Annotated in this window: 9 protein-coding genes and 1 pseudogene; 8 read left to right on the forward strand and 2 right to left on the reverse strand. The window is 68.1% G+C overall.

The genetic code is table 11. From position 1 onward, the window contains the following. The 4 genes from AB0H12_RS44640 to AB0H12_RS44655 form a co-directional block, all read left to right on the forward strand. On the forward strand, nt 1–1,101 hold a 1,101-nt coding region (locus tag AB0H12_RS44640), incomplete at its 5' end, for an RICIN domain-containing protein (protein WP_499632708.1). Nucleotides 1,102–1,369: 268 nt separating this feature from the next. Then, nucleotides 1,370–2,869 (forward strand): non-reducing end alpha-L-arabinofuranosidase family hydrolase, encoded by a 1,500-nt coding sequence (locus tag AB0H12_RS44645; RefSeq protein WP_499632711.1) that lies wholly within the window; start codon nt 1,370–1,372, stop codon nt 2,867–2,869. 132 nt (nt 2,870–3,001) lie between these two features. After that, the gene (locus AB0H12_RS44650; RefSeq protein WP_499632714.1) at nt 3,002–4,771 is read left to right on the forward strand and encodes a family 43 glycosylhydrolase; all 1,770 of its coding nucleotides are present in this window, start codon (nt 3,002–3,004) and stop codon (nt 4,769–4,771) included. 417 nt (nt 4,772–5,188) lie between these two features. Further along, nucleotides 5,189–7,249: a family 43 glycosylhydrolase gene (locus AB0H12_RS44655; RefSeq protein WP_499632717.1), complete on the forward strand. Its 2,061-nt coding sequence runs from the start codon at nt 5,189–5,191 to the stop codon at nt 7,247–7,249. Between the two features lie 115 nt (nt 7,250–7,364). Here the strand turns inward: AB0H12_RS44655 and AB0H12_RS44660 are convergent, their stop codons facing one another. After that, nucleotides 7,365–7,595, reverse strand: coding sequence for a hypothetical protein (locus AB0H12_RS44660; protein WP_499632720.1), 231 nt, complete (start codon nt 7,593–7,595; stop codon nt 7,365–7,367). Between the two features lie 5 nt (nt 7,596–7,600). On the opposite strand from AB0H12_RS44660, the pseudogene AB0H12_RS44665 reads away from it, so the two are divergent. Then, a pseudogene (locus AB0H12_RS44665) lies at nt 7,601–8,237 on the forward strand (transposase); the annotation flags it as partial. A 445-nt stretch (nt 8,238–8,682) separates the two neighbouring features. Further along, nucleotides 8,683–10,185: a non-reducing end alpha-L-arabinofuranosidase family hydrolase gene (locus AB0H12_RS44670; protein ID WP_499632723.1), complete on the forward strand. Its 1,503-nt coding sequence runs from the start codon at nt 8,683–8,685 to the stop codon at nt 10,183–10,185. 76 nt (nt 10,186–10,261) lie between these two features. Here AB0H12_RS44670 and AB0H12_RS44675 read toward each other — a convergent pair whose 3' ends face one another. Continuing rightward, nucleotides 10,262–10,435 carry a hypothetical protein gene (locus tag AB0H12_RS44675; protein WP_499632731.1) on the reverse strand — a complete coding sequence of 58 codons (174 nt, stop codon included), beginning with the start codon at nt 10,433–10,435 and terminating at the stop codon, nt 10,262–10,264. Between the two features lie 414 nt (nt 10,436–10,849). Here AB0H12_RS44675 and AB0H12_RS44680 point away from each other — a divergent pair, with 414 nt between their 5' ends. Next, the gene (locus tag AB0H12_RS44680; protein ID WP_499632726.1) at nt 10,850–11,203 is read left to right on the forward strand and encodes a transposase; all 354 of its coding nucleotides are present in this window, start codon (nt 10,850–10,852) and stop codon (nt 11,201–11,203) included. A gap of 50 nt (nt 11,204–11,253) precedes the next feature. Beyond that, on the forward strand, nt 11,254–11,504 hold a 251-nt coding region (locus tag AB0H12_RS44685), incomplete at its 3' end, for a transposase (protein ID WP_499632729.1).

Below are 11,504 nucleotides of genomic sequence, written 5' to 3' on the forward strand. Positions count from 1 at the left end.
AGCGGCAGGCCGATGGTGCTCAGCCTCTCGCCCGGCCCGACGTCGACCGGCAACGGCACCCACGTCGCGGACAACGCCAACATGTGGCGGATCGTGAACGACCTGTGGGACGACTGGCCTGGGCTGGACGCCCTGTTCGAGCGGCTGCACGCGTGGACGCCCCACCGGGCGACGGGCGCGTGGCCCGACCCGGACATGATCCCGATCGGACGGCTGTCCCAGGCGGGACCGGTCGGCGAGCCTCGGTACTCCAACCTGACGTCGGACGAGCAGTACACGCTGATGACTTTGTGGTCGATCACCAAGTCGCCGCTGATGTGGGGCGGTGACCTGACCCAGAACCGGGCGTCCGAACTGGCGCTCATGACGAATTCCGCCGTGCTGGCCGTGGACCAGCGCAGCACCAACAACCGGCGGCTCTACGGCGGCACGCAGGAGGTGTGGACGGCGGACGTGCCCGGCTCGGCGGACAGGTACGTGGCGCTGTTCAACCGGGGCGGTTCCACAGCGAACGTGTCCGTCACGCTTTCCGACCTCGGCATCGGGTCCGCCACCGTGACCGACCTGTGGTCGGGCGCCGGGCTGGGGACGGCGAGCGGCACGCTCACGCGGTCGTTGCCCGCGCACGGCTCCGGCCTGTACCGGCTGGCGCCGCAGAGCACCGTTCCGGTGACCGCCGAGCAGACACTGACCGCGCGGCACAGCGGCAAGCTCGCCGACGTGTACAACCAGTCGGCTGCGGACGGCGGCGACATCGTGCAGTGGGCTTCCAACGGTCAGGCAAACCAGCGCTGGCGGTTCCGCGACCTCGGTGATGGCGCGTTCAACATCGTGAGCGTCCACAGTGGATTGTGCTTGGACGTGTACGGCGGCGCTGGTGCCACCGCTGACGGCGTGCGCGTGGCGCAGTGGTCGTGCAACGGTCAGACCAACCAGCGCTGGCGCGTGCAGGACGCGGGCAACGGCTACGTGCGACTGGTGGCCCAGCACAGCGGCAAGTGCCTGGACGTGTTCGAGGCGTCGACCACCGACGGCGCACGCCTGGTCCAATGGACCTGCGGCACCGGTGCCAACCAGCAGTGGCAGCGCCGTAACGCCTAGAACTCCCGCGAGTCGCTCGTTCGGTGACCTCTGAGTTCCACGTTCGCGGACCCCGAGTTGCGCTCTGAACTTGCAACTCGGGGTCCGCGAAAGGCGACTCGCAGGTAGGCGAGGGGGAGGTCGTCCCTCCATTCACGCCTAGATCGCCGTCCCGAGAATGTTAGCGCTAACACCAGGTGACTCGTTGTTCATGGACGGGTGTCGTCGGCGTCCGCGCCGATGCGGCCCGCTTCAGGTCGACGGTCCTCATGATGAGAGGAAAGACCTTATGTCGGTTGGGTTTGCGCGTGCCGTGAGGTGGCGTCGTCGGTTGCGGTCGGGGTTGGCCGCTGCGGCGGCGGTGGCGTTCGTGGGCGGGTTGCTCACGGTGGCCACGACGCCGGCGTCGGCCGCCACGGTGGACACCACTGCCTGGTACGTCCTGGTGAACCGCAACAGCGGCAAGGCCCTCGACGTCTACAACTTCTCCACCGCCGACGGCGGCAACGTCGTCCAGTGGGCCCGCACCAACGCCAACAACCAGCAGTTCCAGTTCGTGGATTCCGGCGGCGGCTACTACCGGATCAAGTCGCGGCACTCGGGCAAGGTGCTGGACGTGTCCAGCTGGTCGACGGCTGACGGTGCCGCCATCCACCAGTGGACCGACCACGGCGGCGTCAACCAGCAGTTCCGGTTGGCCGACTCCGACAGCGGCTACGTGCGCTTGATCAACCGCAACAGCAACAAGGCGGTCGAGGTCCAGAGCGCGGCGACCAACGACGGCGGCAACGTCGTGCAGTACAGCGACTGGGGCGGCACCAACCAGCAGTGGCAACTCGCCCGGGTTGACGGGGGCGGCGGTGCGTGCACGCTGCCGTCGACGTACCGCTGGTCGTCGACCGGCCCGTTGGCAACCCCGAGCGCGGGGTGGGTCTCGCTCAAGGACTTCACCGCCGTGAAGCACAACGGCCAGAACCTCGTCTATGCCACGACGCACAATGGCCTCACCGGTGAGCAGGGGCGCTGGGAATCGACCGCCCTCAGCCCCTTCACGAACTGGTCCGACATGGCGTCGGCCACCCAGAACAGAATGTCCTTCGGTGCCATCGCGCCGACGCTGCTCTACTTCGCCCCGAAGAACATCTGGGTGCTCGCCTACCAGTGGGGGGGTTGGCCGGACCCTTTCTCCTACCGCACCTCGAGCGACCCCACCAACCCCAACGGCTGGGGCCCGCAGCAGACGCTGTTCACGGGCACACTCCCCGCCCCTGCGGCCCCCATCGACCAGACCCTCATCGCCGATGACAAGAACATGTACCTGTTCTTCGCCGACGACCGCGGCGGCATCTACCGCGCCAGCATGCCCATCGGCAACTTCCCGGGCAGCTTCGGCTCGTCGTACACGAAGATCATGAGCGACACGCCGGAGAACCTGTTCGAGGCGGTCGAGGTCTACAAGGTCAAGGACCAGAACCAGTACCTCATGATCGTCGAGGCGCAGGACTGGCGCGGCCGCTTCTTCCGCTCCTTCACCGCCACCAGCCTGGACGGCACGTGGACACCGCAGGCCGACACCCAGGGCAACCCCTTCGCCGGCAAGGCCAACAGCGGCGCGACCTGGACCAACGACATCAGCCACGGCGATGTGGTTCGCGCCAACCCCGACCAGACCAAGACCATCGACCCTTGCAATCTGCAGTTCCTCTACCAGGGGCGCGACCCCAGCACCGACGGCATGGAGTACGGCCTCCTGCCGTACCGGCCGGGCGTGCTGACCCTGCAGCGCTAGAGGTCCGGCCTCTGGCGGTCCCCACCGATGCCACCCCTGCATATACCAATCGAATAAGGGACTCAAGCAGTGAGATTCGCACCTCAGCGGTCGTCGAAACGCTTCCTCGCCTTGATGTTGAGCCTTCTATGTATGACGGCATTTCTTCCGGCCGCGGCCCGGGCGGACAACCCCATCGTGCAGCACGTCTACACCGCCGACCCTGCCCCATTGGTGCACAACGGGCGGGTCTACCTCTACACCGGGCACGACGAGGACGGCTCCACCTCCTTCGTGATGAAGGACTGGCGGGTGTGGTCCTCCGCCGACATGGTCAACTGGACCGACCACGGCTCACCGCTCAGCCTGAACACCTTCAGCTGGGCGGGCGCCAACGCGTGGGCGGGTCAGGCCGTCGAACGGGGCGGCAAGTTCTACTGGTACGTGCCGGTGTCGGTCCGGGCGACCGGCCAGTTCGCCATCGGCGTGGCGGTGTCGGACAGCCCCACCGGCCCCTTCCGCGACGCCATCGGCCGGCCACTGGTGGAGAACAGTGAGATCGACCCGACGGTCTTCATCGACGACGACGGTCAGGCCTACCTGTACTGGGGCAACCCCAACCTGTGGTACGTGCGCCTCAACGCCGACATGACCTCGTTCTCGGGCAGCCCCACCCAGATCCCGCTCACCACCGCCGGGTTCGGCGAGCGGACCGGCGACCCGAACCGGCCGACGCTGTACGAGGAAGGGCCGTGGGTCTACAAGCGCAACGGCCTGTACTACAACGTCTTCGCCGCCAAGTGCTGCGGGGAGTTCATCGCCTACTCCACCGCCCCGAGCCCGACCGGGCCGTGGACCTACCGCGGCACGATCATGCCTACGCAGGGCTCCAGCTTCACCAACCACGCCGGGATCGTGGACTTCAAGGGCAGTTCGTACTTCTTCTACCACAACGGCGCTCTGCCCGGCGGAGGCGGTTTCACCCGGTCCGTGGCGGTGGAGAAGTTCAGCTACAACGCCGACGGCACGATCCCGACCATGAACATGACCACCTCCGGCGCGCCCCAGGCGGACACGCTCAACCCGTACGTCCGCCAGGAGGCCGAGACCATCGCGTGGGGCAGCGGCATCGAAACCGAGCCCTCCAGCGAGGGCGGGATGAACGTCAGCTGGATTGAAAACGGCGATTACATCAAGGCCAAGGGCGTGGCATTCGGCACCGGTGCCGGCTCGTTCACCGCCAGGGTGGCCTCAAGCACCAGCGGCGGCCGAGTCGAGCTGCACCTGGACAGTCCTACTGGGCCGACGGTCGGGACATGCACTGTGTCGGGCACCGGAGGCTGGCAGACCTGGAGCACGGTCTCGTGCCCTGTCACCGGTGCGACCGGGACCCGCGATCTGTACCTGCGCTTCGCCGGTGGCAGCGGGTACCTGTTCAATATGAACTGGTGGCAGTTCACCACCGGCCAGTCCACCTTCTCGTCGACCGCCGTCGCCCAGCACAGCGGGTACTGCCTGGACGACCCCGACCAGAGCACCGCCGACGGCACTCAGTACCGGCAGTACACCTGTGGCGCCGGTGAGGAACAGCGGTTCGACTTCCGCCCGGTGCCAGGGGTGGCGGACACCTACTCCCTGGTGAACCGCTCCAGCGGCAAGTGCCTCGACATCCGCGGCGTCTCCACCGCCGACGGCGCGGCGGTCCACCAGTGGACCTGCCACGGCGGCACGAACCAGCAGTTCACGCTGCGGCAGGTCGCCGCCAACGACTACCAGCTCGTCGCGGTGCACAGCGGCAAGTGCGTGGACGTCAGCGAGATCTCCACCGCCGTCGGAGCACTGGTCCACCAGTGGACCTGTGACTCCGCCAGTGCCCTGGCCACCAAGAAGAACCAGGTCTGGGGCCTGGCCGGCAAGAGCTGAACCAACACGGGGTCGGGCCCGGGCCGGCAACCCGGCGCCCGACCCCGTCCAGGGCCTTTGCCGGCCGGGGTAGCCGATGTACGCCACTGGACGAGCAGCAGTTTCAGCAGGTCAGGTCGGTTGCAGGCGGTTCTTGGTTCATCGGGCTTGCCCTCCGGTACTTGCGCCAACGCCGATCGAGCCGCACGGGCATGGCGACTGCCGCCCATGGACCCGTCGGCAGGCTTGACGATGAGTGCCGGGCGAGACCCGACTACGGCGGTGGTCGTGCAATGGCGGCAGGCGGGACCGGCGTTGGCGCAGGTCCATTGTGAGGAGCCCCGTGGGCGCCACCCGCAGCGCGGACACCGTCATCGGCACCGCGACGCCCGCGCCGGCGCGGACCGCACCGACCCTCGACTGACGAAAGGGACCACCATGTCCGGGCTCGAATTCCCCATAAGCCGCAGGCGGATGCTCATCGGCGGAGCCGGCGTGCTCGCCGGGGTCGCCGCCGGTACCGCCCTCGATCCGTTCACCCAAGCCGAAGCCCAGGAGTCGGCTTACGCGAACCCCGTCATCTGGCAGGACTTCGCCGACCTCGAGATCATCCGCGTCGGCGCGGACTTCTACATGACCGCGTCCACGATGCACTACTCGCCCGGAGCGCCGGTCCTGCATTCCCGGGACCTCGTGAACTGGGAGTTCATCGGCCACTCCGTGCCGAGGCTCGACTTCTCCGACTGGTACGACCTCAACGGCGGCCACCGCTACATCGTCGGCATCTGGGCCTCCTCGCTCACCCACCGCGCCGGCGAGAACCGCTTCTACTGGCTCGGCCAGATCGACTTCCACCGCTCGTTCATGTACACCGCCACCAACCCCGCCGGACCCTGGACCCGCCACGCCGAGTTCCCCCGCTCCTACTACGACGCAGGCATGCTCGTCGACACCGACGACACCATGTACGTCGCCTACGGCAACACCGAGCTCTACGTCGCGCAGCTCTCGGCCGACGGCAAGACCGAGGTCCGCAACGAGCATGTCTTCTCCAGTCCGTCGAACATCGGCGGCATGGAGGGCGCCCGGTTCTACAAGATCAACGGCAGCTACTACATGTTCCTCACCAAGCCCCCGAACGGCCAGTACATCCTCAAGTCCTCGTCGCCCTGGGGCCCATACGAAGTACGCGAGGTGCTGCTCGACATGCCGGGCCCGATCCCCGGCGGCGGCATCCCGCACCAGGGCGGCCTCGTCTCGACTCCGAACGGCGACTGGTACTACATGGGCTTCGTGGACGCCTACCCCGGCGGCCGCGTACCCGCCCTCGCCCCGATCACCTGGACCTCGGACGGCTGGCCGAAGGTCACCACCGTCAACGGCGCCTGGGGCCAGACCTACCCGTTCCCGAACCTCACCCCGCATCCCGTGCCGTCCCTGATCGGGACGGACGAGTTCACCGCCGCCACCTTGGCCGCGAAGTGGGAATGGAACCACAACCCCGACGACACGAAGTGGTCCACCGGGAACGGCCTCAGGCTCCAGACCGCCACCGTCACGAACGACCTCTACCGGGCCCGCAACACCCTCACCCACCGCATCCAAGGTCCTTCTTCTACGGCCACCATCGAACTCGACCCGGCCCAGATGGCGAACGGCGACCGAGCCGGTCTGGCGATCCTCCGCGACTCCTCGGCCTGGATCGGCCTGCGCCGCGACAACGGCGTCACCCGGATCTCCATGACCGACGGCCACACCATGGACTCGGGCTTCAACACCGTCGGTACCGGCACCGAACGGGCGAGTGCGGAACTGTCCGCCACGGTCGACCCCACTGCCTGGTACGTGCTGCTGAACCGCAACAGCGGCAAGGTCCTGGACGTCAGCGGCGTGTCCACCGCCGACGGAGCCCAGCTCCACCAGTGGACCCGCACGAACGCCACCAACCAGCAGTTCCAGTTCGTGGACGCCGGCGGCGGCTACTACCGGCTGCGCGCGCGGCACTCCGGCAAGGTGCTCGACGTGTCCAGCTGGTCAACGGCCGACGGTGCCGCCATCCACCAGTGGACCGACCACGGCGGCGTCAACCAGCAGTTTCGACTGGCCGACTCCGGCAGCGGCTACGTGCGCCTGGTCAACCGCAACAGCGGCAAGGCGGTCGAGGTCCAGAACGCGGCGACCAACGACGGCGCCGGCGTCGTGCAGTACAGCGACTGGGGCGGCGCCAACCAGCAGTGGCAACTCGCCCGGGTCGACGGCGGGAGCAGCGGCAGGCGAGTCTGGCTGCGCGTCACCGCCGACATCCGACCTGGCCCCGGACGCCAGGCGACCTTCTCCTACAGCACCGACGGCGCGACCTTCACGCCGCTCGGACCCGCGTTCACGCTCGGCGATCGCCCGAACTTCTTCATGGGCCACCGGTTTGCGATCTTCAACCACGCCACCGCCGCCCTCGGCGGGGCCGTCACCGTCAATCGGTTCTCCGTCACCACACCCTGATCGATCCTCGACTGCAGCAGTAAGGAGCCTGAACGCTCAACGAAGGCGGCCGCACCTGTACGACTGACGCAATGAACGGACACCGGGAGCATCGATGAGCTCTCGGTGTCCGCGTTCAGGGTTCAGCAGGATGGGCGGCGGTGACGAGGTGGCGGCGGAGCTCGCCGCGGACTTCTTCCACCAGGGACTCCCAGCCGTCGATGCCGATGCGGGGCACGAGCTGATCCCGGACGAGGCGGCCGATGCCGCCGCCCAGGATCGTGGTGAGCCGCTCCTCGACGCCGTCAGTGTCGTTGAAGCCGTAAGCGCACTCGAAGTCGAACGCTTCGAATCGTGCGTGGACCACGGCACGCGGGCACCGGTGAACCGTTGGCTTTGCTGTTGCGGCCGGGCAACGCCGGGTCGAACGCCGCCGCCGACCACCTCACCATGACGCGCGAGGCGTTGCGGCACATGCCGTTCACCGCCAAGGGCGGACGAGTCGGACGCAAGGTGCTCATCCGCGCCGACGCCGCCGGAGGCACCCATGAATTCGTGAACTGGCTGCAGGCTAGGAGACTGGGCTATTCGCTGGGCTTCACCTTGCCGACGACACCGTCAAACGCCTCGCTCTGATCCCCACTGCCGCGTGGACTCCGGCCTACGACGACGAGGGCAGCCCGCGTGACGGGGGATAGGTCGCCGAGGCCACCGCCGCCGGGCCCGCGTCGAGGACCGCATCCGCGTCGCCAAGGCCACCGGGCTGACCAACCTGCCCCTGCACGGCTTCGCCCACAACCGGACCTGGGTCGCGATCGTTGCCCTGGCGGTCGAGTTGACCGCTTGGACCCAGATGCTCGCCCTGACCGACCACGAAGCCCGGCGCTGGGAACCCAAACGCATGCGGCTACGCCTGTTCTCCGTCGCCGGACGCCTCGCCCGACACGCCCGACGCGTCGACCTCCGACTGGCCGCCCGCGCGCCCTGGGCCGAGCTGATCATGACGGCCACCAACTCCTGCACGACCTACCACGATCGCTCTGACCAGCCAGAACCAGCCACCGATCACGGACTCAAGCCAGGCCGTCACCCACACGAAAGATCCGGGCTAGCGGATCGCGGCCTTGAACAACGGTTGGCGAAAGGCTGAGGTCAGCTTGACGGCGGCCGAGGCTCGGCGAGGGGCCGGCGTCTGATGCGGGACTTCCTGCGAAAACCTCCCCGTTACATCTTGACGGAGCCATTGTTATCGTTCACAGTCCACGTGGTGCGTTCAGTCGCACCGCTGATCGGTCAGTTGCCACCTATGTCCTACATATTCTCGCACGGCTCGTCTCGAAAGTGTTAGCGCTAACAAGGTCCCGGCCAGTTGTCCGTGCGCGGGTGTCGTCGGCGTCCGCGCCGATGCGGCCCCGGTTGAGGTCGACGGTCCCCATGATGAGAGGAAGGGCGCTATGTCGGTTGGGTTTGCGCGTGCCGTGAGGTGGCGTCGTCGGTTGCGGTCGGGGTTGGCCGCTGCGGCGGCGGTGGCGTTCGTGGGCGGGTTGCTCACGGTGGCCACGACGCCGGCGTCGGCCGCCACGGTGGACACCACCGCGTGGTACGTCCTGGTGAACCGCAACAGCGGCAAGGCGTTGGACGTGGCGGGCGTGAGCAGCGCCGACGGCGCCGCGGTCACGCAGTGGGCCCGGCACGACGGGACCAACCAGCAGTTCCAGTTCGTGGACTCCGGCGGCGGCTACTACCGGATCAAGGCGCGGCACTCCGGCAAGGTGATCGACGTGTCCAGCTGGTCGACGGCCGACCACGCCGCGATCCACCAGTGGACCGACGGCAACGGCGCCAACCAGCAGTTCCGGCTGGCCGACTCCGACAGCGGCTACGTGCGCCTGATCAACCGCAACAGCGGCAAGGCCGCGGAGGTGCAAAACGCGTCGACCGCCGACGGCGCCGGCGTCGTGCAGTACAGCGACTGGGGCGGCACCAACCAGCAGTGGCAGCTCGTCCGGGTCGGCGGGGGCAGCACCTGCGCCCTTCCTTCGACGTACCGCTGGTCGTCGACCGGCCCGCTGGCGAACCCGAAGGCGGGGTGGGCCTCGCTCAAGGACTTCACCAACGTCGTCCACAACGGCAAGCACATCGTCTATGCCACGACGCACAACACCCTCGCCGGTGAAGATGGGCGCTGGGGATTGACGACCTTCAGCCCCTTCACGAACTGGTCCGACATGGCCACCGCCACCCAGAACACGATTCCCTTCGATGGCATCGCGCCGACGCTGTTCTACTTCGCCCCGAAGAACCTCTGGGTGCTCGCCTACAACGGGTCTTGGCCGTACAGCTTCGGCTACCGCACCTCGAGCGACCCCACCAACCCCAACGGCTGGTCCCCGCTGCAGGAGCTGTGGACGGGCACCCTCCCCGGGGTGACCAAGGGAGGCCCCCTCGACGTGACCCTCATCGGTGACGACACGAACATGTACATGTTCTTCGCTGACGATGAGGGCGGCATCTGGCGCGCCAGCATGCCCATCGGCAACTTCCCGGGCACCTTCGGTTCGGTCACGAAGATCATGAGCGACACGTCGCTCAACCTGTTCGAGGCGGTCGAGGTCTACAAGGTCCAGGGGCAGAACCAGTACCTCATGATCGTCGAGGCCCAGAACTACACGGGGTACGGTCGCTACTTCCGCTCGTTCACGGCCACCAGCCTCGACGGCGCCTGGACACCGCAGGCCGACACCGTGACCAACCCCTTCGCCGGCAGTGCCAACAGCGGCACCACCTGGACCAGGGACATCAGCCACGGCGATCTGGTTCGCACCAACCCCGACCAGACCAAGACCATCGACCCCTGCAACCTGCAGTTCCTCTACCAGGGGCGCGACCCCGGCACCGACGACATGGACTACGGCCTCCTGCCGTACCGGCCGGGCGTGCTGACACTGCAGCGCTAGCCAGCGGCGTGACACAAGTCCGGCTCCGGTGTTCCTGACGTTCGCGGGCAACGACGTACGCCGAACCGGGTGAGCGTCACAGCGAGCGATCGGGAACGGATGGAGCTTGAGCGGGCGGGCTCGGCACAAGGCCGAGCCCGTCCGCCAGGACTTGGGTGCGTTCGGCGCGGATGGCGGTGGCGGTGCCGTCATGGACCGACGCCGGAGTGTGCAGGCCGATGCCGCTGTGGCGGTGTTCGTGGTTGTTCAAGGACACCCTGCTGCGCCTGGCCCGGGCCCGGCCCGAACCACCGGCCGGTCCGGTGCGGGTGGTGGCGGTGGATGACTTCGCGCTGCGCAGACGGCACCGGTACGCCACGATCATCGTGGATCCGGAGGCCCGGCGCCCCGTCGACGTGCTGCACGGCCGGGAGGCCGGACCACTGGCCGAGTGGCTGTCCGCCCACCCCGAGGTCGAGATCCTGTGCCGGGACCGCGCGCGCCTATGCCGAGGCCGCCGGCACCGGTGCGCCCCAGGCGCTGCAGGTGGTGGACCGGTGGCATCTCTGGCGCAACCTCGGGGAGGCCGTGAAGAAACTCGTCGGCGCGCTACGGCTGCGTCAAGGCTGCCTAAGACCGCATCTCATTTGGAGTGCTTACCGGGCGAGCGATATCTTGATCGACGATGAACGACGTGGAGAAGTGGTGCCCGGAGCCGTTGTGGCTGTTGGCGAGGCCGTTGTTGCCCGACGTGCCGCAACGCCACCGGGGCGGGGGCCGTCGTCGGCTGGACGACCGGACCGTGTTGGCTGCCATCCTGTACGTGCTGCGGACCGGGTGTGCCTGGTCGGCGCTGCCCGCCTCGTTCGGGATCAGTTCCCCCACGGCGCATCGCCGGTTCTCGGAGTGGGTCGAGGCGGACGTGTTCGCCCGGCTGCACCGCGCGACGCTGGACCTGCTCGGCGTCGCCGGGGCGATCGACTGGTCGCGGGCGTCGGTGGACAGCATGCACGTCCGCGCGGTCAAAGGGGGGACCTGACCGGCCCCAGCCCGGTCGACCGGGGCAAACCAGGCTCGAAGATTCACGCGGTGGGCGACCGCGGCGGCATCCCGTTGACCGTCGTGGTCTCCGCGGCCAACCGCAACGACCACCTGCTGCTGGAGACCGTGGTCGACGCCGTCGCCCTGGTCAAGGGACCGGTCGGCAGACCTCGCCGCAGGCCGCGCAAGCTGCACGCGGACAAGGGCTACGACTACCCGGCCTGCCGCGCGAAGCTGCGGGTGCGGGGCATCATCGCCCGGATCGCCCGCCGCGGCATCGAGTCCGCCAAGCGGCTGGG

Origin of the sequence: Actinosynnema sp. NPDC023794, from assembly GCF_040639675.1 — a bacterium.
Lineage (GTDB): Bacteria > Actinomycetota > Actinomycetes > Mycobacteriales > Pseudonocardiaceae > Actinosynnema > Actinosynnema luteola.

Coding starts and splice junctions, on each gene's coding strand:
- AB0H12_RS44645 (WP_499632711.1), top strand. CDS start 1,370: ATGTCGGTTGGGTTTGCGCGTGCCGTGAGGTGGCGTCGTCGGTTGCGG.
- AB0H12_RS44650 (WP_499632714.1), top strand. CDS start 3,002: ATGACGGCATTTCTTCCGGCCGCGGCCCGGGCGGACAACCCCATCGTG.
- AB0H12_RS44655 (WP_499632717.1), top strand. CDS start 5,189: ATGTCCGGGCTCGAATTCCCCATAAGCCGCAGGCGGATGCTCATCGGC.
- AB0H12_RS44670 (WP_499632723.1), top strand. CDS start 8,683: ATGTCGGTTGGGTTTGCGCGTGCCGTGAGGTGGCGTCGTCGGTTGCGG.
- AB0H12_RS44680 (WP_499632726.1), top strand. CDS start 10,850: ATGAACGACGTGGAGAAGTGGTGCCCGGAGCCGTTGTGGCTGTTGGCG.